Annotated in this window: 20 protein-coding genes; 9 read left to right on the top strand and 11 right to left on the bottom strand. The window is 62.9% G+C overall.

Annotated elements, in window-relative coordinates; translation table 11 throughout:
* Window positions 1–66 precede the first annotated feature (66 nt).
* The 3 genes from NP945_RS20755 (at window position 67) to NP945_RS20745 (ending at window position 2,828) form a co-directional block, all read left to right on the top strand.
* On the top strand, window positions 67–1,092 hold the full coding sequence (locus NP945_RS20755; protein WP_256747402.1) for a class I fructose-bisphosphate aldolase: 1,026 nt from the start codon (window positions 67–69) through the stop codon (window positions 1,090–1,092).
* A gap of 165 nt (window positions 1,093–1,257) precedes the next feature.
* Window positions 1,258–1,998: a thioredoxin family protein gene (locus NP945_RS20750; protein WP_256747401.1), complete on the top strand. Its 741-nt coding sequence runs from the start codon at window positions 1,258–1,260 to the stop codon at window positions 1,996–1,998.
* Between the two features lie 62 nt (window positions 1,999–2,060).
* Window positions 2,061–2,828, top strand: a complete 768-nt coding sequence (locus tag NP945_RS20745; protein WP_256747400.1) for an SGNH/GDSL hydrolase family protein — start codon at window positions 2,061–2,063, stop codon at window positions 2,826–2,828.
* Here NP945_RS20745 and NP945_RS20740 read toward each other — a convergent pair.
* Window positions 2,796–2,957 carry a hypothetical protein gene (locus NP945_RS20740; protein WP_023810961.1) on the bottom strand — a complete coding sequence of 54 codons (162 nt, stop codon included), beginning with the start codon at window positions 2,955–2,957 and terminating at the stop codon, window positions 2,796–2,798. The two genes, NP945_RS20745 and NP945_RS20740, sit on opposite strands and share 33 nt — an antisense overlap.
* A 117-nt stretch (window positions 2,958–3,074) precedes the next feature.
* The gene (locus tag NP945_RS20735) at window positions 3,075–4,022 is read right to left on the bottom strand and encodes a ring-cleaving dioxygenase (protein WP_256747399.1); all 948 of its coding nucleotides are present in this window, start codon (window positions 4,020–4,022) and stop codon (window positions 3,075–3,077) included.
* A gap of 311 nt (window positions 4,023–4,333) precedes the next feature.
* On the opposite strand from NP945_RS20735, the gene NP945_RS20730 reads away from it, so the two are divergent.
* From NP945_RS20730 to NP945_RS20715, 4 genes are all read left to right on the top strand, one after another.
* Window positions 4,334–4,501, top strand: coding sequence for a hypothetical protein (locus tag NP945_RS20730; protein ID WP_081738732.1), 168 nt, complete (start codon window positions 4,334–4,336; stop codon window positions 4,499–4,501).
* Window positions 4,502–4,585: 84 nt separating this feature from the next.
* Window positions 4,586–5,176 carry a DJ-1/PfpI family protein gene (locus NP945_RS20725; protein WP_256747398.1) on the top strand — a complete coding sequence of 197 codons (591 nt, stop codon included), beginning with the start codon at window positions 4,586–4,588 and terminating at the stop codon, window positions 5,174–5,176.
* A 71-nt stretch (window positions 5,177–5,247) separates the two neighbouring features.
* Entirely contained in the window at window positions 5,248–5,655 is a 408-nt protein-coding gene (locus NP945_RS20720) for a hypothetical protein (protein WP_256747397.1), read from the top strand.
* 128 nt (window positions 5,656–5,783) lie between these two features.
* On the top strand, window positions 5,784–6,503 hold the full coding sequence (locus NP945_RS20715; RefSeq protein WP_013529238.1) for a YafY family protein: 720 nt from the start codon (window positions 5,784–5,786) through the stop codon (window positions 6,501–6,503).
* Between the two features lie 62 nt (window positions 6,504–6,565).
* Here the strand turns inward: NP945_RS20715 and NP945_RS20710 are convergent, their stop codons facing one another.
* From NP945_RS20710 to NP945_RS20685, 6 genes are all read right to left on the bottom strand, one after another.
* A complete protein-coding gene (locus NP945_RS20710) occupies window positions 6,566–7,261 on the bottom strand; it encodes a DUF1013 domain-containing protein (protein WP_023810957.1) in 696 nt (231 codons plus the stop codon).
* A gap of 305 nt (window positions 7,262–7,566) precedes the next feature.
* Entirely contained in the window at window positions 7,567–8,613 is a 1,047-nt protein-coding gene (locus NP945_RS20705) for a hypothetical protein (RefSeq protein ID WP_127330968.1), read from the bottom strand.
* Between the two features lie 71 nt (window positions 8,614–8,684).
* Window positions 8,685–12,659: an autotransporter domain-containing protein gene (locus NP945_RS20700; protein ID WP_256747396.1), complete on the bottom strand. Its 3,975-nt coding sequence runs from the start codon at window positions 12,657–12,659 to the stop codon at window positions 8,685–8,687.
* A 524-nt stretch (window positions 12,660–13,183) separates the two neighbouring features.
* Entirely contained in the window at window positions 13,184–13,399 is a 216-nt protein-coding gene (locus NP945_RS20695) for a hypothetical protein (RefSeq protein ID WP_256747395.1), read from the bottom strand.
* Between the two features lie 68 nt (window positions 13,400–13,467).
* Window positions 13,468–14,142, bottom strand: a complete 675-nt coding sequence (locus tag NP945_RS20690; RefSeq protein WP_372337985.1) for a hypothetical protein — start codon at window positions 14,140–14,142, stop codon at window positions 13,468–13,470.
* A gap of 10 nt (window positions 14,143–14,152) precedes the next feature.
* Window positions 14,153–15,475, bottom strand: a complete 1,323-nt coding sequence (locus NP945_RS20685; protein ID WP_245456832.1) for a YadA-like family protein — start codon at window positions 15,473–15,475, stop codon at window positions 14,153–14,155.
* 411 nt (window positions 15,476–15,886) lie between these two features.
* Here NP945_RS20685 and NP945_RS20680 point away from each other — a divergent pair, with 411 nt between their 5' ends.
* Both NP945_RS20680 and NP945_RS20675 read left to right on the top strand, forming a co-directional pair.
* Window positions 15,887–17,023 carry a helix-turn-helix transcriptional regulator gene (locus NP945_RS20680; RefSeq protein WP_256747394.1) on the top strand — a complete coding sequence of 379 codons (1,137 nt, stop codon included), beginning with the start codon at window positions 15,887–15,889 and terminating at the stop codon, window positions 17,021–17,023.
* Between the two features lie 131 nt (window positions 17,024–17,154).
* Window positions 17,155–17,772, top strand: a complete 618-nt coding sequence (locus NP945_RS20675; protein ID WP_127271743.1) for a LysE family transporter — start codon at window positions 17,155–17,157, stop codon at window positions 17,770–17,772.
* 24 nt (window positions 17,773–17,796) lie between these two features.
* Here the strand turns inward: NP945_RS20675 and NP945_RS20670 are convergent, their stop codons facing one another.
* The 3 genes from NP945_RS20670 to NP945_RS20660 are packed head-to-tail and all read right to left on the bottom strand — an operon-like array spanning window position 17,797 to window position 20,269.
* Window positions 17,797–18,891, bottom strand: coding sequence for a helix-turn-helix transcriptional regulator (locus NP945_RS20670; protein WP_127273828.1), 1,095 nt, complete (start codon window positions 18,889–18,891; stop codon window positions 17,797–17,799).
* Complete coding sequence (locus NP945_RS20665) at window positions 18,888–19,166, bottom strand: hypothetical protein (RefSeq protein WP_256747393.1); 279 nt, start codon at window positions 19,164–19,166, stop codon at window positions 18,888–18,890. The genes NP945_RS20670 and NP945_RS20665 overlap by 4 nt, the downstream gene beginning before the upstream one ends.
* Entirely contained in the window at window positions 19,163–20,269 is a 1,107-nt protein-coding gene (locus tag NP945_RS20660) for a helix-turn-helix transcriptional regulator (protein ID WP_127270920.1), read from the bottom strand. The genes NP945_RS20665 and NP945_RS20660 overlap by 4 nt, the downstream gene beginning before the upstream one ends.
* Window positions 20,270–20,428 lie beyond the last annotated feature (159 nt).

The raw sequence follows: 20,428 nt of genomic DNA, 5'->3' as shown, positions 1-20,428 counted from the left end.
CCGATGCCATTCCTTTGGCGGTAGACTTCCGTTAAGCGCGGAACAACCGTTTCAGGAGAAGCAACAATGAGCGAACGTCTCGAAGACATTGCCGCCGCGATCGTCGCCGATGGCAAGGGCCTGCTGGCCGCCGACGAAAGTTCAGGCACCATCAAGAAGCGCTTCGACGTCATTGGCGTCGAATCGACCGCCGACAGCCGCCGTGACTACCGCGAGATGATGTTCCGCACCAGGGAGGCGATGACCCGTTACATCTCCGGCGTCATCCTCTATGACGAGACGATCCGCCAGAAGGCCGCCGACGGCACGCCGCTGGTCGACATCATCAAGGCGGCCGGCGCCATCCCCGGCATCAAGGTCGACGCCGGCGCCAAGCCGCTGGCCGGGTTTCCCGGCGAGACCATCACCGAAGGCCTCGATGGCCTGCGCGAGCGCCTTGCCGATTACTACAAGCTCGGCGCCCGCTTCGCCAAATGGCGCGCGGTGATCGATATCGATGTCGCCAAAGGCGTGCCTTCGGGGACCTCGATCGGCTCGAACGCGCACGCACTCGCCCGCTATGCAGCCCTTTGCCAGGAGGCCGGCATTGTGCCGATCGTCGAACCGGAAGTGCTGATGGATGGCGCCCACGATATCGACACCTGCTACGACATCTCGAAGGCAACGCTGATCAAGCTTTATGACGAGCTCCATGCGGCGCGCGTCGTGCTGGAAGGCACCATCCTGAAACCGAACATGGTGCTGGCCGGCAGGAAGTCGGGCAAGGTGAGCAGCCCCGAAGAAGTCGCCGAAAAGACCATAAAACTGTTCCGCGAAACCGTGCCGGCAGCGGTGCCGGGCATTGCCTTCCTCTCCGGCGGCCAGGAGGACGAGGAGGCGACCGCCAACCTCAACGCCATCAACGCCATCGGGCCGCACCCGTGGAAGCTGACCTTCTCCTATGGCCGCGCACTGCAGGCCGCGCCACAGAAAGCCTGGAGCGGCAAGGCCTCGAACGTTGCCGCCGGCCAGGCCGCCTTCACCCATCGCGCCCACATGAACCATCTGGCAGCGCTCGGAAAATGGAAGGCGAGCCTGGAACAGGCCGCCTGATCACAGTCCTTTCTTCCTCCTTCGAACCCGGGCCGATGCGCCCGGGTTTTTTGTTTGTGACTTGCCGGGCTTGGGGCGGAGCCTCTCCGTCCTTATTTCCTCTCGGGCGATGTCGGGTTGTGCTCGTCCCGAACGTCCTTGGAATGACACTTCAGGGAGAGGTTCATGCATCGCAACAAGATCGTTTCGCGCGAAGACTGGTTCCAGGCGCACAAGGCGCATCTGGCGCGCGAGAAGGAACTGACGCGGCTCCGCGAGCGGATCGCGGCTGAGCGACGTGAATTGCCCTGGCTGAAGATCAGGAAGGACTATGTCTTCGAGACCGGGCAAGGGCCGAAGAGACTGGCCGACCTGTTTGCCGGCAACAGCCAGCTGATCGTCTATCACTTCATGTTCGGGCCGGGCTGCGTCAATCATTGCGAGGGCTGCTCATTCCTTGCCGACCATATCGACGGCGCCAATCAGCATCTGCGGCATCACGACGTGTCGCTGGTCGTGGTTTCGCGCGCTCCACTGGCGGAACTTCTGCCTTACAAGCAGCGCATGGGCTGGAAGTTCGACTGGGTGTCGTCCTATGCCTCGGATTTCAACTTCGACATGCAGGTCTCCTTCACCGACAAGCAGATCGCCGCCGGCGACACCACCTACAATTTCGAGACCCGTCCACGGACATCGAAGGAGCTTCCCGGCACCAGCGTTTTCTACCGGGACGAGACCGGCGATATCTTCCTCACCTTCATGTCGCGCGCCCGCGGCGGCGAGGCGCAGATCGGCGCCTACGACTATCTCGACATGACGCCGAAGGGCCGCAACGAGAACGGCCCCTATCACGGACTGATGGATTGGGTGCGGCTGCACGATGAATATCAGGGCAAGCAAGCGGGGCAGGCGAGTTGCTGCGATTGAAGAGCGTTCCCGTCGACCAAAACATGCGCTAAGGCTGCCGCTGATCGTTTAACGGTACTGCCATGCGCTTCCCGTCCCTACTCACCTGGCTCGCCTTCCCGGTCTATATCTGGCAAGGCCTCGGCGTGCGACGCCGCACCACGCGCATGCTGCCGGCGCAAGGGCCGGTCATGCACGAAATATCAGGCAAGGCGCCTGATATTTCGCTTCTGGTGCTGGGCGATTCGTCCGCCGCGTCGGTCGGCATAGGCAATTCGGAACATGGGCTTGCCGCGCAACTCGCCGTGCTGATTTCACAAAGCACAGGCCGCACCGTGCGCTGGCGGGCGGCCGGCTTTAATTCGGCAACGTCGGGCCAGATACGCGACCATGTCCTGCCCAATCTGTCGGCCGAACCGTGGACGCATATCGTGTTGGCCATCGGCACCAACGACACCAAGAATTTTCACTCCGTGCCGCGCTTCAAGAAGGAGTTCGGCGGCCTGCTCTACGGCCTGCGCGCCAAATGGCCGGAAGCACGCGTGGTGTGGTCGCCGGTGCTGGAGTTCACGCGGGCTCCGGCCATGCCGCCGCTGCTCGGAAAAATCCTTGAGATTCGCGCCACCGACATGAACCGGATGGGCGAACGCCTTTGCCTGGAGCGCGGCGCGGTGCCGGCGCCGCGCCTGCCGATCACCAATCCGGAAGCCGGCTTTGCCTCGGACGGCTTTCACGCCTCGGAAGCAGGCTACCGGGCCTGGGCCGAGCATCTGGTTGGCCCGGTGCTTGGCAATTGGGCACCGACGACAAGTGCCGTCCTACGTCAAATGCCCGAGCACGGCCGCCAGTGAAATCGCAGCCATGGCGAGCAGTGCCAGCTTCCAGAAATCGCCGCGTCGCTTGAGGCCTGGCCAGCCAAGCGGCTTGATCAGTTGAATGACCATGAAACCGACGATGACAAGGGCGAGGAATTTCGTCATGCCGCCTTTGACCAGCAACGCGCCCGGCTGTCAAAGCACGTCGTTCGCTGCCTGAGAAAGAACGGACGCCGCGATTCTAGGTCGGAACGCGGCGCCCGCCTGCGACTGGGCAACGATCTACTTCAGCGGCTTGAGGCGGGCCTCGATCGAAACGCGCTTCGGTTCGAGGAATGGCGGCAAGGCCAGGCTTTCCCCCAGTGTTTCCAGCGGCTCGTCGGCGGTGAACCCCGGTCCATCGGTGGCGATCTCGAACAGGATGCCGTTCGGCTCGCGGAAATAGAGAGAACGGAAATAATAGCGCTCGACCTCGCCGCTCGACGGCAGCCGAAACTCGGCCAGCCGCGCCGTCCATTGATGCAGCGTCTCCTGGTCCGGCGCCCTGAAGGCGACATGGTGAACCGCACCGGCGCCTTGCCGTGCCGGCGCCAGTCCCGGCTGCACCAGGACATGCAGCTCCGCCGCCGGCCCGCCCTCGCCCATTTCGAAGACGTGAACCTGCCCCTCCGGCGACACATAGTCGCGCGCCTTGCGCATGTTCATCACCTTAGTCACCACCGCCTCGGTGTTGGTGATGTCGGGAACGCTGATGACGATCGGCCCGAGCCCGCGTATCTGGTGCTCGACCGGTACCGGGCTTTGCGCCCAGGGATGGCTGCCGCCCTTGCCGCCATCGCTGACCAGGCGCAGACGCTGGCCCTCGGGATCTTCGAAGTCCAATGACGCATAACCGCCGGTGTCGGCGATCTCTCCTGTTGCCAGGCCTTCGTCGGTCAAGTGTTGCTTCCACCAGGCAAGGCTCTCCCGGCTGCCGACCCTGAGGCTGGTCCGCACGATGCTGTGCGTGCCGCGCCGCTCGCGGCCGACCGGCCAGTCGAAGAAGGTAAGGTCGGTGCCAGGCGTCGCTTCGCCGTCGGCATAGAAAAGGTGGTAGGCCGAGGTGTCGTCCTGGTTTACGGTCTTCTTGACCAGCCGCAGACCCAGCACCTTGGTGTAGAAATGAAGATTGCCGGGCGCGTTCGCGGTGATGGCGGTCAGATGGTGGATACCTGTCAGTTGCAAGCTCATCGTCGTCTCCCTGCTGTTGGGGAAGAATTTTCTCCCTTCATATCAGACCTGCGGTCACCCCGCTGAAGGCCTCGTATTCCGACAGTCAGTCGCCGGAAGCTGAACAGCGGCGCCGAAAACAACGTCGTCGCCATGAACAACCGGAAGTCGCAAACCTGCCTTGAGGCACCGTTCAATGCGGCGAAAGCGATGCCTTGCCTGCGGGGCGCGCACCGGCCGCACCTTTGTCTCGCGCCCTGACATCCTCCTGACAGACTGCTGTCAGGAGGGGTATGCGATAGTGCCTCTACACAGAGAGAGGAGACTTAGCCATGAACGGTTACACCATTCTGCGCGGCATGCAGCACTATGTCGGCAAGATCCGCACGATACGCAACGAGATCCGCACCCAGCGGTTCATGAACTCGCTGCCGGCGGACATTCGCAAGGATATCGGCTGGCCGGACATGTATGCGGACCGCGGCCCTCGCGGCAATTAAAGCCAATTTTTCGACCCGGCGATTGGATGTGGGCGCGTCAACGCCCAGATAACAGGTCCGGTGCGTGAGGATGGGAGCGAGCTTATGCCCGAACAGAAGACGATCGGTTTCCTTTTCATCGAAGGTTTTGCCGACTGGGAGTATGGGCTGCTGGCGGCCTCGGCGGTCGAATGGTTCGGCGCCCGTGCCGTGTCGCTGACGCCTGATGGCAACCCAGTGACCGGGATCAGCGGCTTTCGGCTGATCCCCGATCGCTCAACAGGCGCCAGCGAGAATGCCGATCTCGATGCCATTGCCGTCATTGGTTCCGACCAGTGGACGAGCAAGGCACAGCCTGATGTAGGCAACCTGCTCGCCGCCATTGCATCGCGCGGCGGTGTGGTCGGCGGCATCTGCGCCGGCACGCTGGCGCTGGCCCGCGCCGGCCTGTTCGAGAAGGCCAAGCATACCAGCAATGGCCGCGAGTGGATCAAGGGTCATGAAACCGGTTATGCCGGTGCCGAGAACTACCAGGATGTGCCGCATGCCGTAGCCGACGGCAAAATTGTTTCCGCGCCGGGCTCGGCGCCGGGCACCTTCGCGCTCGCCTTTCTGAAGACGCTCTACCCCGAAAGAGGCAGCGATCTCGCGCGGATGCGGACACTGTTTGCCAAGGAATATGCTGAAGGCTCCTGACAGTATGCTGTCAGGAGGGCCGTGCAATGGTGTCAGCTTCGGACACCGCGCATTGGCGTCAAGGACGATCGATGAAGAGTTGGAACGACAGACTGAGCACACCAGGCATCAACGGCGTGAAGCCAACGCCGCGCACGATGGCCGATGTCGTCGAAGGCCAGCTTATGCTGGTGCCGACGGCGCGCCAGGTTGATGATTTCATCCGCTCGATTCCCGAAGGCATCGAGATGGATGTGCGTGCGCTGCGGACAGCACTTGCCATCCAGCATGGCGCCGAAGTGACATGCCCGGTCACCATAGGCTATCATCTGCGCACTGTTGCCGAAGCCGCCAACGAGGACCTCCAGCGCGGCATGGCGCTGAGTGACGTGGCACCGTTCTGGCGCGTGCTCGATGCGAAAACACCGACGACGAAGAAACTGTCCTTCGGCGCGGAGTTCGTCGCCGCGCAGCGCAAGCGCGAAGGGCTGGAACCATGAGGCACGCCGCCCAAAAGTGTTCTGCGGTTTTGGGATAACGGCATGCGCGAAAACACGATGCCGTGCCGTCCAAAAGTGGACATCAGTTTTGGGCGACATGCATAGAGACAACGCCGAGGGACCATACGATGCGCCGCGCCGACAGGCTCTTCCAGATCGTGCAGCATCTGCGCGGTGGCCGACTGGTCACCGCCCAGAAGCTCGGCACGTGGCTCGAGGTTTCCGAGCGAACCATCTATCGCGACATTGCCGACTTGCAGTCGACCGGAGTGCCGATCGACGGCGAGGCCGGCGTTGGCTACATGATGAGGGAGGGGTTCGACCTTCCGCCGCTGATGTTCACGCGTGACGAAATCGTCGCGCTGGTCGCCGGCGCCCGCATGGTGCGTGCCTTTGGCGGTGCCGCCATGGCGCGCGCCGCCGACGAAGCGCTGGTCAAGATCGGCGCCGTCCTGCCCGATGCCGAAAAGGACCGCATTGCCCGCACCGAGATCCACACGCCGATGTGGGTGGTCAGCGACGCTGCCCGCGAGGCCATCGACCTGATCGAGCGCGCGGTCGAAAAGCGCCAGGTGCTGACCATCGACTATTCCGACGAGGCCGGCCGCGGCACCGCCCGCGATATCCGCCCGCTCGGCCTGTGGTTCTGGGGAAAGGTGTGGACGCTGGTCGCCTGGTGCGAGATGCGCGACGATTTTCGCGCCTTCCGCATCGATCGCATCGCCTCGGTGGTCATCGCCGGCCGCATCTTCAAGCCGGAGCGTGGCAAGCAGCTTGCCGACTTCTACCGGGCGGTGGAGCGCAGCGAGGATTATGGCATGGCGCCGGATCGCGCGGCGCGCAGCTGAAACCTGACGCAGCTACAAAAAAAGCCCGCTCGAAGCGGGCTTTCTTGGAATATCAGACAACCTCACTCGTCGTCGTCATTGTCCGTGTTCTTCGACTTCAAGGCCGAGAGCTTGGCGAACACGGCGTTGGCGTCGAGTTCGGCGTCCTCGTCCTTCGGCTTCTCGGGAGCCGGCACCAGCCGCTCGGTCAAGGCCGCCGGCAGCAGCGTGTCGCCGACCGGCTGCGCCTGTTCGCGGCCGCGGGAGGCGCGATTGACTTCCATGTCGAGGTCGATCTGCGAGGCGAGGCCCAGCGTCACCGGGTCCATCGGCTGTAGATTGGCCGAATTCCAATGCTTGCGCTCACGGATCTGCTCGATCGTGGACTTGGTGGTGCCGACGAGGCGCGAGATCTGCGCGTCCTTGAGCTCGGGATGGTTGCGCACCAGCCACAGAATCGCGTTCGGCCGGTCCTGGCGCTTCGACAGCGGCGTGTAGCGCGGACCCTTGCGCTTGGATTCAGGCACCCGCACCTTGGGATCCGAAAGCTTCAAGCGCTGGTTCGGATCCTTCTCGGCACGGGCGATCTCGTCGCGGGTCAGCTGTCCGGTCATGATCGGGTCCATGCCCTTGATGCCTTGCGCCGATTCACCGTCGGCGATTGCCTTGACCTCGAGCGGGTGCAGCCCGCAGAACTGCGCGATCTGCTCGAAGGAAAGTGCGGTATTGTCGACCAGCCAGACAGCGGTCGCCTTGGGCATCAGCAGCGTATTGGCCATTTTACAAATCCTTCTCGTTCGCCCGCGTTCCCGCGCGGGCGGTGGTTTAGAGCCACCAAAATGGGAAATTCGCGGTCTGTATAACCGCTCTCGGGTCGTTTCGCAACGTTTTTGGAGCCAAAGACCGCACCGCGTGCGCTGCGCGCTCAAGACCGCCGGATCGCCCGGAGCGCGACCGCCCCTTGTTCGACGGACGGCGCAAAAAATCGCGCGTCGGCTTTCCGGCCTGCCGGTTATCGGCCCGACAGCTCCACCTACCCCAGGTCGAATGCCTCGAAACGGTAGCGGCCAGTTGTCATCCAGGTTCAGTAGAACGGCGAATATGGCTCCAGTCCCGCTCGCGTGAAGATGGAAATGGGGTGATCAATTCGCGCGACAACGCCCGCCCCCAAATTGATGCCCGTTCCGTCGCAGACACTAAAGACTTTCGACCGCGTTCCGATCAGCACATGGACCGGTTTCCCCGCCTGGACGGGGTATGTACTGTTGTGGATGAAAAGGACCCCGCTCGCTTGTAGCGTGTCGTGCGCATTGCCGTTGCTGCTCGAAATTTCGACGTAGTCGCGACCCGCGAATGAATTGTTCGTCCAGATGCCGACAACTCCTTCCACCGAGAGCCAACCATTCGCCCAGCCGTCGGCATCGCGAGGATAGTATTGTCTGAACAGGCGATAGGTCACGCGGTCCGATAGCCAGAAAACCGTCACGTAGCCGTCCATGTCCGGCACATAGGTGAACCAGATGCCGGTCTCGCTCGTGGCGCGCAGGCCATCCGAATCGTATGGGTCCAGATTGTTGGCACTGACGAAATCCATCGAGAGCGGTACCGGATCGGTCACGGCATGATCGTAGAGTTGGGTGAGCGTCCACCGTCCATTATAGTTGAACCACTTGTCGAAGTAGGTTCCTCGATCGACCGTGTTCAGGTCGATCCTCTGCAATTCCCCCCGTTCGACCGGACCAAAAGGAACTGGCCCCAGGTCCGGTATATCGAGGCGTGGTATCATAACCGTGCTGGTCGCTGGTCGTTGCGACAATCTGCCTAGATCGAGCAAGGATCCTGTTTTGCCAACCGCCGATCGCACGTTCCGCGCAATCAGGTCCGCCCGATAGTCTCGCCAATAGTGCCCAGACCGGATCTTTTCGAACGCGACCATCTCTTCGATCAGATGGTCGACGTCTTTGGCGGAACGTCTTGTCTTGGAAAGGAAAGCGTTCTGCTTGCCAAGCAATTTCTCTCGCGCCTTGGCCTCGCCTTCCAGAAGGTCCGTGTCGAATGGCAGTTTACATCCCTGTGTTGGGGCAAAACCGCTTTCATGCTTCGTGTGGAAATCGACCTTTGACTTGACCATGCAACCTCCAGCAGTTTCTTGCCATTACCGTGGTGACGGTGCGCTTCTTGCTGCTCGCCACCTTGTTGCCGTCAGAACTTCACGGCGAGATCGACCTTGGCGCCCTGGTCGACCGTGCCGCCGCCGAATTGGCCGGTATAGGCCAGGCCCAGCGTCGCGTTGGCCGACATGTTGAAGTCGAGCCCAGCCTCGACGACCGCGCTGTCCCTGGCGATCGGCACGCCGGCGATGGTGAAGGCGTCGCCGCCGGCGAAGGCGAAGCTGGAGGTCGGCGTGACATCGCCGAAGGCATGACGCCAGCCGAGCATGCCGCGCGCGGTGACGTTCATGCCGCCAAACGCGAAGTCCGAGGAACCGCGCAGGCCGAGCGTGGTGAAGGTCGCATCGGTGGACGTACCGGCGCTGGTCAGTGCCGCATCGCCACCGTCTTCGGTGAAGCCGTCGGTATGGACGCTGACATAGGCCAGGTTGGCGAACGGTTCGAACCTGAATTGTCCGGCATCGGCCTTGTAGGCGAGTTCGCCGAAGACCTGCGCGGTGCCGGCATCGTAGTCGGCCGACAACCCATCCGTGAAGCCGTTGAAAGCAACCGAGCGTTTGGTCGAAAGACTGCTCCAGGAGTAGGCAGCGCCGGTGCGGAAAGCGATGGCGCCCCAGTTGGTGCCGCCATAGAGGCCTAGATGATAGCTGTCGCTCTTGCCCGAAGAGTTGCGATCGTCGGCGTCGAAGCTCGAATGGCTGTAGCCGCCGAGCAAACCGACACGCCAGCCGCCCACCAGCGTGTCGGCGCCGGCCAACAGGCCACCGGTGGAACGATCGAAGGCGGCGGCATTGCCGTCGGAGTCCGTGCTGCCCCAGGAACCAAAAGCCTGGCCCCAGACGGCAAAACGGTCGGTGTCGGCGGCGACCATTTTGGGGCCGCCTTCGCCATAGGCCATGACCGGCAATGCGGCCGCGCCAACATCGCCGAAAGCGGCGCGGATGCGGCTGGTCGCTGCGTCGCGGACGAAGCGGCTGTCCTCGACCAGCATGCCCTTGGCCGAGGCGTGGATTTCCCCCGAAAGCTGGTCGAAGGCTGCCTGGGCTTCGGCGTCGGTGGCTAGACCGGCAACGGCATTGAACACAGCCCCACCGGTCAGGCTGTCCAGCCCTTCACCGGTGGCAATCTGGTTCGGCGTCAGCCCGGCATCGGCGAAGTCGCGCACCTTGGTCACGTCGAGATAGGCGTTGTTGGCATCATAGGTGTCGGTCACAGACAGGAATGGAGTGCTGGTGGCGCCGGTCAACGCCTGGAATGTCGTCCCGCCAAGCCCGCTGCCGGCGGACACCACCGTGTAGGTGCCGACGGCGAGGCCCTGAGCCGTTACCGCCAGCGTCGCGCCGGACAGATCGGCCGTTCCTTCGACTGCGAACCGGTCGGATGCACCCGTGCCATTGATATCGACGGCCAGCACCGAGCCGGCCGCGAACGTCGCATCGCCGGCAAACTGGTTGGTGACATCGCCGGCAATGCCATTGGCCATGGTCAGCCTGCCATTGTTGGTGAAGTTGGACAACGCCTTGAATGTCGTCGTCACCGGGCTATCATAACCGACGGCGGCGGTGACAATGTCCTTGCCAACATCATTGGTCAGCGTGCCGCCACCAAACTCATTGATGCCGGCGGTGTTCCAGGTTGCGTTGTTGGCGACAATATTGGCGGCAGTGCCGAGCTTGACGGTGCCAAGCAGCCCGCCATTGTTGGTGAAGGTCACCGGCCCACCCGAGGTCTCTACCGCTACAAGGCTAGCTATCTGCGAGCTGTTGCGCACCAGGCCGCTGGTGGTGATGGAAATCGCTTGGCCGGCGGACGATATTGCTTTGATCGCGGCGTTGCCGCCTTCGACCGTGCCGGTGGCCGTGATGGTGGTGGCACCGGCGCCGTTGTTCTCGGCCAGGATGCCGAACTGGCCACCACTGGCTGCCGCGGCGTCGATCGTCACTCCGCCTGTCGTTGTAGTACCGGTTCGCACCTGGATGCCGGCGCCGAATGTCCCGGTGGCCGCGCCTTTCGCCGTGACCTTGGTGGCGCCGGTGCCGAAGTTGAAGGCAGCGAGGCCCGTGTTGTCGCCGCTGACAGCCATGGCGTCGACCGTCAGGTCTGTCCCGTAATTGGCCACATCGATGCCGGGACCGATGTCCCCGGTCACCGCACCTGTCGCTGTAATGCTGGTGGCGCCGGTGCCGAAGTTCCGTGCATAGATGCCGGTGAAGCCTTCGACTGCCGCGGCATCAACCGTCAGGCTCGTCGTGCCGCCGGCGTTGGTGACATGAATGCCGGTAAGACCAGTCACCAAGCCTTTCGCCGTGATTTTCGTGGCTCCTGAGCCGGCATTGTAGGCATAGATGCCGTGATGGCTGCCGCTGACCGCCGCCGCGTCCACCGTCAGATCGGTGGCATTGAGGCTTGCCGCAACGCTGGCAATTGTGCCGTCCGGATTGAAGGTTGCGATCCCATTGACGGCTGCGATCCCCGTATACCCGGTTCCCATCACATCGCCCTTGGCAGTGATGCTGGCGACACCGGTGCCTTGATTCTCGGCATAGATGCCATATTTGCCGCCGCTGACAGCCACGGCATCGATGGTCAAGCCGCCTGTCGCCGCCGTGTTGTTGAAGGCAAATATGCCATCGGAACCGGTCCCGGACACTGCGCCTGTCGCTGTGATATCGGTGGCACCGTCGCCGCTGTTGTAGGCGCGGATGCCGTTCTCGCCGCTATTAACCGTCACGGCGCTCACCGTCAGGCCTGTTCCCTGTGTGTAGACATCGATGCCGTTGTCGACCGTTCCAGTCACCGTACCCGTCGCGGTCACGCTGGTGGCACCGGTCCCGTTGTTCTGGGCATAGATGCCGGCGAAGCCACCACTGACTGCCGCCGCACTCACCGTCAGTCCGGCCCCGTCTGTGTAGGCATCGATGCCGTTGTTGCTTGCCCCAGTCACCAAGCCCGTCGCCGTAACGCTGGTGAAGCCTGTGCCGTTGTTGGTGACGGCGATGCCGCCCTTGCCGCTAACCGCCGCGGCACTCACCGTCAGGTCGGTCGCCGTGGTGCCGTTGGTGGCATAAATACCGTCTTCGCTTGACCCGGCTACGGCAGCCGTCGTGGCTATGATGCTGGTGGCGCCGCTGCCATCGTTCGAGGCAAAGATGCCGTACCGGCCGCCGGTCACCTTGCCGTAGGCGGTGACATTCAGATCGCTGCCAGCAGGGACGGTCGGGCCTGAAAAGGTCACGGTACCATTCAGAATCGTATTGACGACATCGAGTTGTTGTCCGCCATTGACGGCATGGATGCCGTCGCCGGTGCCGCCAGTCACGTCGCCATTGGCGGTGATGCTCAGGGCTGCGGTCGCCCCCTGGTTGATCGCGGAAATGCCGACATTGGTGCCGCTCACTTTTCCGGTGGTGACGTCGGCATCCGAGCCTAGCGAATAGACGACGACGCCATAGCCATTGGCGCCGGTCGCCGTGATATCGCCGGTGGCCTTAACGTTGGTCGTGCCGTCACCGGTGTTTATTGCCGCCAGCCCGATCAGCGAGCCCGATATGGCACCGCCGGTGTCGATGGCGACCGAGCCGCCTGGGTTGGGCCCGTAAAAGGGATCCGTGATCTGTGGAACCAGCGACACGACGCCAAGGCCGATGCCCGTCGTCGAGCTTAGCGCCGAAGAATTGGCATCGGTGTAGCTGACCGCGCCGCTGCCCAGTATGCCGAGCGAGAAGGGATCGCTGGTGGTAACGCTGAACCCCGGATCGGTGGTGACCGAAGGGTTGGCCGGAGCAAGGGCAAGGGCGATGAAGTCGCCCAGGTCGAGCGGCAAGCCGATCGTGGTGGGTACGATCTGGCCGGTGGTGTTGGCACCGGAGCAGACATAATTGGGGGGTGCCGCCGGCGCGCAGGCGGCGTCGGCGCTCTGGCCAAAACCGAGCAGCGTCGCTCCGGCCATCGCCGTGCTGACCAGCAGGCGGTTGCGATAGCGACGATTGCGATTGCTGAAATTCATGGTCTGCCCCTGCCCCATCCCGACAGATCGCCTTCGGCGGTAAGCCGAAGCGATCGTCGGTGTTTCCTGCCAATGGCTGATCGAATGCGACCGGCTTTCCTAGTCGTCATATGACGAGGGTCTGACGCTTTATGCCGCCGTTGAAGGCTTGCGGGAGCCGGGCTGTTACATCCGGGATACACATTCCGTCTGGCTAATATCGAAGGGTCGTTGGCCTTCGAAAGCAGTCAGCCCAAGGTACACCGCGTTCCTAAGGTTTGTTGCTTTCTTCGGCTGGGCGGCCTTTGAAGGTGCATCTGGGGGGACCGGCGTCAGTCGCCTGCGGCTGCTCTGCGGCAGGCGTGTCTGGCGCCTCTGTTGCCCAGCGCAACATGACCGACAGCACCAGGGGCCGGCTTTGGAGCATTGGGCTCAGGGATCACGGTGTCGACGCCGAAGCGCCTTGAGCCGGCACTGCGTCGCCAGCTAGCGAAGCCGACCATAAAGCGGTCTCGCTCATGGCCAGGCATGAACAGAGAGCACGATTAATCGACGAGCTGATTCGGCCTACCACCATCCATCTTGCTTTTGTGGATACGCTCCAGAATTGCGCGGGCAGCCTCGGCTCGTTCCTTCGGCCGCCCGGTCAGAAGCTGGCCTCCCAGTGAAGCCGGCATCTCCATCTCGCAATCCCAGACCGTCCATGCGTTGGTCGGGTCGAGTATGCAAACGTACCTCTGGAGCCTTTTTTCATCGGTCAACTCAGGTGCTCCCGACATCGAGGCTACGCACAGGACTTGGCAGGACCAGCGCATGAACACTCCACACGCTACGGCTTGACCGGTTTGGTCTCTTTCTTCGGCTGTACGGCCATCGACGGCCCCTCCGGCGGCGGGCCGGCGGCGTCCGGCTTCGACTGCTCTGCCACCGGCGTGTCGGGCGCTTGCGGGCCACCTGATGTCAGGTTGACGGACACGCCGTAGATCTTCCACTGCCGGTCAGTTGGCTCGAACATAAGCTCGAAATTGACCTGCAAGGGTACCGACGGGAAGAAGCCAGCCATATGCAGCATACCGTTCGGCTCGATCTGAGGCAGCAAGGTCAGCTGCGGCTCGAGCACCGCGACGGCACCGAAGTCGAGTGCCTGCTTGCGCTGGTTGGCGAAGATGTCGCCGAGCCCTGCCGCACTGTTGGCCTGGAAATTCGGCGAGCCGAGATCGCGCAAAACGGTGTAGTTACCGGTCTTGTTGGCTTGGTCGAGCGCCAAAAGCGCACCGCGGATCAGGATCAGCACCCCATTGCGGTCGATGCCGGCGGGCCGCGCCGCCTTTTGCCCCACCCGCTTTTCCTTGGTTTGCGCATGCGCCGGCTGCGCGGGCACCGCGACGGCCATCAGCGTGATGGCCACCAATGCGGCGAAAAAACCGCGGGCGCCCGAAGTCCGCCAACCGGGCGCCCGCCACTGCCACGGCACGGAATGCTGAAGCCCCAAACCCCGCATCATCCCGGCCGCGTCAGTTCAGTGTCCATGAGGCTCCGACGCTGACGCCGACGTCGCCACGGCCGGTGGTTGCCGATACGGCAGCGTTCATGCGGAACTCCTCGCTGGTGTTGTAGCCAAGGCCGAGCGCCAGCCCCGATTGCCCTTTGAAATGACCGAAGCCGCCAGCCAGCGACAGCTTGCCGGGCCTGTCGTCGTAGCGCAGCCCCGCTGTCGCCAACGCCAGCGCGGTGCCGGCACGCGCTTCCGTGCGGGTTTCGCTGATCTCGCCGCCCAGGTTCTGGAAGCCGGACTCCAACGCACCGACGCGGCCGTCGAGAGCCGCGATGTTGTTTGGCAGGTCGTTCAACGCTGCGATATCAAAGGTGGATGTCGCCAGATTGCCGGCACCGTCCGTAGTCACCAGATGCGTGACGCCAACCTGCTCAGCCCTGCTGGCATCCGAGGCAACACCCGAAAGCGTATAGGTGTTCGTGGCACTGCCGAGCTTAACCTGGTTCGTGCGGTCGGTCACAATACCCTGGCCGATGGCGACGGAATTGTCGAGATTGGCCTTCGCACCGCTGCCCAACGCCAGGGCGTTCGAGGCATTGGCCGCGGCGCCAGCTCCGACCGCCGTCGAATTCACCTGCCCATCGGCGGAGATGCCCGCCGAGGCGCCGCTGCCCAGGGCGGTGTTTGCCCTGTTCTGGAAGCCGTTTATTGAAGTTCCGCCGGTAATGGCCTGCGCTCCAACAGCGGTATTGTTGTCTCCATAAGCCGATGCGGAATAGCCATTCGAAACCGAGTAATCGCCCAGTGCCTTGCTGCTCATTCCGGTAGCCGTTGCCCCTCCCTCGCCGGTGGATCCCTTCGCCTGGCTGTCGTAGCCTGTAGCCGTTGAACCGTAGCCCAGGGCCTTGCTCGCCGAACCGGTCGCAGTCGCATAGAGCGACGTGGCCTGGGCGCCCTGTCCCGTCGCGGTGGCATCAGGGCCCGACGCTATTGCGTGGTAGCCCGTGGCGGTGGACTGCGAACTCGTTGCTTCCGCATAAGCGCCTGTCGCCGTTGAAAGTCGGCCTGTCGCCTTGGAACTTGCACCGAACGCGCTGGAACCCAGCCCATTGGCCGTTGCGAAAGTCCCCACTGCGGTCGATATGTCCCCCTCAGCCTTGGCCAAGGTTCCGACAGCCGTAGCAAAGCCAAAGGTGGGGCTCGCCGGATCAGGCGGATTGGCGCTGGCCTGGGAGCCACACGCTAAGCTGTTCGGTCCGGAAGAGGTCGCACCACCATCGGTGCCGTCGTCTATCAGACAGCGATACTGCGCAAAGCCGCTGCCGGTCGTCAGCAGCAGCATTGTCCCGGCAAGCACAAACGACAGGCGAATTTTCAAAGAGAAAACCAACATCCACCCCCGAGAATGACGCCGCAGGGTTGCCTTGCACCAGACTTGATGCCTCTTCAGCCACCCCACAACGATTGTTTCGGCTCAGCGTTGGAAGAGATCCAACGAGCAATAAGCCGAACCTGACAATGGCGAGGCATCCCGAACAGTCGTCATATGACGACTGTTCGTCGCTTTGTCGGGTGGTTACGACCTTGTTGAACGAGGCTGTGACTCCAAAACCACAGATTAGTTTCTTCTAATGCTTCGCGGACTTGACCTGGAACCACCACAACTTGGCTGCACAGCGTCACAACTTGCACGAGACGATCCGCATGTTTAGGCTATCTCCCCAACGACAATCCTTGAACGCCGGAAGGGTCAATGGCTGACGTGAGCATCGAAGCGGTCTCCGCAGTGGTCGGCAAGGTCTATGAGGCCGCTTACGATCAGGAGCGCTGGTTCGATGCGGTAACTGGCCTGCGCGACCTGTTCGGCGGCTCGCGCTCCTGCATCGTGCGCATCAGCCCACACACATTCGATGCGGTTGCAACCGATTTCGATCCCGAGTTCACCTCGCCAAAGGGCATCGAAGCCCTGCTGCGCGATCCGCTGGCGGCGGCATCGGCCGCCTTGCCTCTCGGCGTGGTCAGTCGCTGGCCCCTTACGGAGGAGGTGGCGGCGTTCCGCCGCCGCGAACTCTGGCAGGACTGGCTGCGGCCGCGCGACATGTATCAAGGCCTCGTCTCCAACCTGCTCTCGTCGAACGACTCGCACTGGATGCTCAGCATCGATCGCGGCCCAGGGCAGGAAGCCTTCGGCGCCGAAGACATCGACCTGTTGCGCAAGATCGTGCCGCATATGCGGCGCGCCGGACAGATCGGCCAGCAGTTGGAGAAAACGTCGGCTCTGGCGTCGGCGTTTTCGCATCTGCCATTCGGCGTGTTTCTGATCAACGGCCATCAGCAGATCGCACAGATGAACGAGGCCGCCGAAGCGATGCTGTCGCGGCCCGACAGTCCGTTGCGATTGAGGGATGGGACAATCGCGGCCGCCAGTGCCGAGGATACGCAGGAGCTGGAGCGGCTCGTTGCCGACGCCTGCTCGCTGCATGACGGGGTCATGCCCGGCGTCGGCGGTACACTGCTGGTGCCGTCCGATCGCCGGCAATCCGACCTGGCGCGATTGGTGCTGTCGGTGGCCCCGTTCGTCGATGCCCGCGCCTATGGCCTGGCGTCCGAACGTTGCGCGGTGGTCATGGTGACGGAGGTCGCCCGCCGTATTCCCGACGGCTTCGAGTTGCATGTCCGCGAGCTGTTCGACCTGACGCCGGCCGAAGCCCGCCTGGCGACGGAACTGGCATCGGGACGCTCGCTGAAGGAGGTCGCGGCAGCGTCCAACATCACGGTAAAGACCGGCCGCACCTATCTCGAACGTATCTTCGCCAAGACCGAAACCCGCCAGCAGAGTGAACTGGTGGCGCTGCTCAAGAGCACCGAACCGCTTACCGGGCGCAGGTAGCAACCTGGTTTTTGGAACCCGACAGTCGGCATATGCCGACTGTCGGAGGCAAAGCATTCCGTGCAAGTTCCGCCCTCGATTGCAGCGGCCCGCCTTGAGGAGGCGGGCCGCTGCCGATGCGGGGAAAGTCGATGTTCGAAACCGGACACGCCGTGGTGGCGGGGTTGCTTCCGTTCGCCATTTCCTATGCGCTGGTGGCAATGCTGCCCGGCGCCAACTTCGCCGTCGTCACGCAGGCCGCGCTAACCGCTTCGCGCGCCACGGCTCTGTCTGCCGCCGCCGGTGTTGCCTTGGGCGCGAGTTCGCTGGCGACCATCGTCGCGACTGGGGCCGGAGCGTTGCCGTCAGGGGGCTTCGCACACCAGATGGCCGCCAGCCTCTACGGTGCAATGCTGGTCTTCATCGGTTGGAATTCGATGCGGCGGGCGCTGTCGATCAAGGTTGGCTTCGACGTGCCGAAGCCCGTTCCAATCACGCGATACTTTCGGCTGGGCTTTGTCACGGCAGTGGCAAACCCTGCAACTGCATTGTTCTTCGCGTCCTCCACACTGAACTTGGATGCGCGCGGGGCAATGCACCTATCCTTGGCTGTGCTGGTTTTTGCCATTGCCATCGCCTGGTTTGGCCTTCTCGGCCTTTGTATTTCCCAACCGGTCGCCCAGCGATTTTACGCACGTTTTCGAAAGCATGCAGACATCGTATTGGGAGGAACTCTGGTGGCGCTCGGCTTCTCCGCATTTGGACATTGAGCGACAGGTGTATGCGCCCACTTGTCAGCCGCGGTTGGGCAGCTCCACGTTCTTCAGCAACGCCACGAGCTGGCTTTGCTGGCGGGTTCCGGTCTTGGCGAAAATCCGTTCGAGATAGGTGCGGCCGGTTTTCACGGTGATGTTGGAACGCGCCGCCGCCTCCTTCAACGGCCGCCCTTGCGAAAGGGCGGCCGCCAGCCGCGCTTCGGCGGGCGTCAGGTCGAACAGGCCGGCAAGCAGGGTTGGCGAAGGCACCATGGAACTGGCGCTCACCGCCGTCGCGGCGATCAGGATGTCGCCCCCCGAAAAGATATCATGCGCCGAACGGAGCAGCGGCAGGACATGGACGATGATCGACTGCCTGTCTTGTCGCGCGGGTACCGGGATTGATCGGACCGAGGGTTCGATCTCGCTGCGCACGGCGGCGATGGCTTGCTGAAACAAAAGGTCTGCTTGCACATCGCCAATCGCCATGCTGCCGAAGGCGACCGGCAGGAACATCGCGGGCATGGCCTCAAGCAGCGGGTTGGTGGCCAGCACGCGTCCATTGGATGAAAGGACAGCAGCCGGCAGTCCCATTCTTTCCATTGCCGCAACTGTTCCTTGCGCGCGCTCAAGCCCGAGCCTCGCCGCAATCAGGCTGGCACGCGCCAGATGCGGCCGCAGCGCGTTCATTCGCGCGAGATCGTCTGCCGAAGGACGATCGTTGTCGCGCCAGCGCTCGGTCGAAAACAGTGCCATTTCCCCCGTCGGCATGACGATGAACGAACCAATCTGTCCGCCAATCCCCAGCGGCCGGGTGCGATCGAGGCGCAGGTGATTGCTTGCCAGAGCTCCGGCGGGGAAATAATCGGCGTCGTAGACAAAAGCCGAAGGCGGGGTCATCGAGAAGAGGAGTTGCACCTCCTCGCTCTTCTGCCATCCATTGGCAGCGTCGAAAGCCTCCAGCACTGGCGAGATCAAATCGGTCGCGATGAATTTTGGCGGGGCTCGGTCATCGAACAGGACAAGCGAGGCGGCAGCCGAGTTGGACTCGCTGCTCAACTGCTCCAGGACGTCGCGCCACATCTCCGGCACGAATGCAGCCTCGTAGATGCGGTCGGCCAGATCGGAAGTCACTTGTGCCTCGTTGGCTGCGCTACCAACTCCGCGTTCTTCACCAAGGCGGCAAGCTGGCTTTGCTGTCGGGTTCCTGTCTTGGCGAATATCCGCTCAAGATAGATGCAGCCGGTTTTCACGGTGATGGTCAGATCGGACGCCGCATCCTTCAACGGCCGCGGTTCTGCATCAGCGACAATCAGTTGGAACTCTCCGCAGGCGGAACCGGTCGTGCCGGGCCAGAGCTCGGGAACGAAAGCCGCCTCGTAAATCGCTTCGATCAGGCCGCCGCTCATCGGAACGGCTCCGCGCTCTTCAACAAGGCGACAAGCTGGCTTTGTTGCCGTGTCCCGGTCTTGGCGAAGATCCGTTCGAGATAGGTGCGGCTGGTTTTGACGGTGACGTTGGAGCTTGCCGCTGCCTCCTTCAACGGCCGCCCTTGCGCAAGGGAGGCCGCCAGCCGCGCCTCTGCGGGCGTCAGGTCGAACAGGCCGGCAAGCAGGCTTGGCGACGGCACGGTGGCGCTGGCGCTCATCGCCGTCGCCGCAACCAGAATGTCAGCCCCGGAAAAGATCTCATGCGCGGCACGGCGCAGCGGCAGGAGATGAATGACCAGCGCCGGTTGGCCTTCCCTGGCAGGAATGGGGATGGAACGGACGACCCGATCTTGCAAATTGTGCGTAATGGCTTGCCGGAAAAGCTCATTGGCGGATACGTCGGCAAGTGCCATGCCGCCATGTGCGGCGGCGATGAAAACGGATGGCATGTTTTCCAGCAGCACATTGGCCGTCAGCACGCGTCCCGATGCGGTCATTACCGCCGCCGGCAGACCAAGGGCCTCGAGCGCCGAGACGCTCGCTTTGGCCTGCTCCATGCCCAGCCGCGCCGATACCAGGCCGGCACGCGAAAAGTGCGGGCGAAGCTGGTCGAGCCTGTCGATCGACGTCTGATCGTAGGTGCCGTCCCGCGTCCAGCGTTGAAAGACAAATGTAACCAGTTCGCCGCTCGGCATGGCAACAGCCGAACAGATGTGAGCGCCGATACCTGCCGCCCTCAATTGTATCCGTACCGGATCATGCTCGAGCTCGTCGGCAGTCAGAAAATCTTCGACCTGCACGAAACTCGCCGGTTGCAGGCTGCACATGCGCTGAATCGCATCGGAGAATTTCCAGCTGTCGCCGGCAATGAATTCATCGAACAGCGAGCGGACGGTTTCAAGGGAATTGCCATGCCCGGGAGACTCGTCACTCAACCGGCCGCGAACAGGGGAGCCGTCGCTGAACAGGAAGATCGCGCCGTCAGCCGAACTCGAAAGCTCGCTGGCCGCTTCGAGCGCACCCGCCCACAAATCCGGCACGAACGCGGCCTCGTAGATCCTGTCCGTAAGATCATCGAACATGAGAGCGCACAGCCCTTTCAGAGTCAGCGTCTTGCCGGCTCGGATCGTCAACGCGCTCCCACACGCCAACCGATACCCGCAGGATCAAAATGCCATGCTGAAAGCTGAGGTCAACCTCAGATTGCTGTCGAGCCGCATGCAGTTGCCGGCCCCAAAACG

This window comes from Mesorhizobium sp. LMG17149 (assembly GCF_024518695.1).
Taxonomy (GTDB): Bacteria; Pseudomonadota; Alphaproteobacteria; order Rhizobiales; family Rhizobiaceae; genus Mesorhizobium.
This window is presented reverse-complemented; position numbering and strand designations above follow the sequence as displayed.

What these genes read in the sequence shown, in the direction of transcription:
- NP945_RS20665 (WP_256747393.1), bottom strand. Translation starts at nt 19,166, where the DNA reads ATGAGCGGCGGCCTGATCGAAGCGATTTACGAGGCGGCTTTCGTTCCC.
- NP945_RS20735 (WP_256747399.1), bottom strand. Translation starts at nt 4,022, where the DNA reads ATGAGCTTGCAACTGACAGGTATCCACCATCTGACCGCCATCACCGCG.
- NP945_RS20725 (WP_256747398.1), top strand. Translation starts at nt 4,586, where the DNA reads ATGCCCGAACAGAAGACGATCGGTTTCCTTTTCATCGAAGGTTTTGCC.
- NP945_RS20675 (WP_127271743.1), top strand. Translation starts at nt 17,155, where the DNA reads ATGTTCGAAACCGGACACGCCGTGGTGGCGGGGTTGCTTCCGTTCGCC.
- NP945_RS20685 (WP_245456832.1), bottom strand. Translation starts at nt 15,475, where the DNA reads ATGCTGCTGCTGACGACCGGCAGCGGCTTTGCGCAGTATCGCTGTCTG.
- NP945_RS20690 (WP_372337985.1), bottom strand. Translation starts at nt 14,142, where the DNA reads ATGATGCGGGGTTTGGGGCTTCAGCATTCCGTGCCGTGGCAGTGGCGG.
- NP945_RS20705 (WP_127330968.1), bottom strand. Translation starts at nt 8,613, where the DNA reads ATGGTCAAGTCAAAGGTCGATTTCCACACGAAGCATGAAAGCGGTTTT.
- NP945_RS20700 (WP_256747396.1), bottom strand. Translation starts at nt 12,659, where the DNA reads ATGAATTTCAGCAATCGCAATCGTCGCTATCGCAACCGCCTGCTGGTC.
- NP945_RS20680 (WP_256747394.1), top strand. Translation starts at nt 15,887, where the DNA reads ATGGCTGACGTGAGCATCGAAGCGGTCTCCGCAGTGGTCGGCAAGGTC.
- NP945_RS20745 (WP_256747400.1), top strand. Translation starts at nt 2,061, where the DNA reads ATGCGCTTCCCGTCCCTACTCACCTGGCTCGCCTTCCCGGTCTATATC.
- NP945_RS20710 (WP_023810957.1), bottom strand. Translation starts at nt 7,261, where the DNA reads ATGGCCAATACGCTGCTGATGCCCAAGGCGACCGCTGTCTGGCTGGTC.
- NP945_RS20740 (WP_023810961.1), bottom strand. Translation starts at nt 2,957, where the DNA reads ATGACGAAATTCCTCGCCCTTGTCATCGTCGGTTTCATGGTCATTCAA.
- NP945_RS20755 (WP_256747402.1), top strand. Translation starts at nt 67, where the DNA reads ATGAGCGAACGTCTCGAAGACATTGCCGCCGCGATCGTCGCCGATGGC.
- NP945_RS20750 (WP_256747401.1), top strand. Translation starts at nt 1,258, where the DNA reads ATGCATCGCAACAAGATCGTTTCGCGCGAAGACTGGTTCCAGGCGCAC.
- NP945_RS20720 (WP_256747397.1), top strand. Translation starts at nt 5,248, where the DNA reads ATGAAGAGTTGGAACGACAGACTGAGCACACCAGGCATCAACGGCGTG.
- NP945_RS20730 (WP_081738732.1), top strand. Translation starts at nt 4,334, where the DNA reads ATGAACGGTTACACCATTCTGCGCGGCATGCAGCACTATGTCGGCAAG.
- NP945_RS20660 (WP_127270920.1), bottom strand. Translation starts at nt 20,269, where the DNA reads ATGTTCGATGATCTTACGGACAGGATCTACGAGGCCGCGTTCGTGCCG.
- NP945_RS20715 (WP_013529238.1), top strand. Translation starts at nt 5,784, where the DNA reads ATGCGCCGCGCCGACAGGCTCTTCCAGATCGTGCAGCATCTGCGCGGT.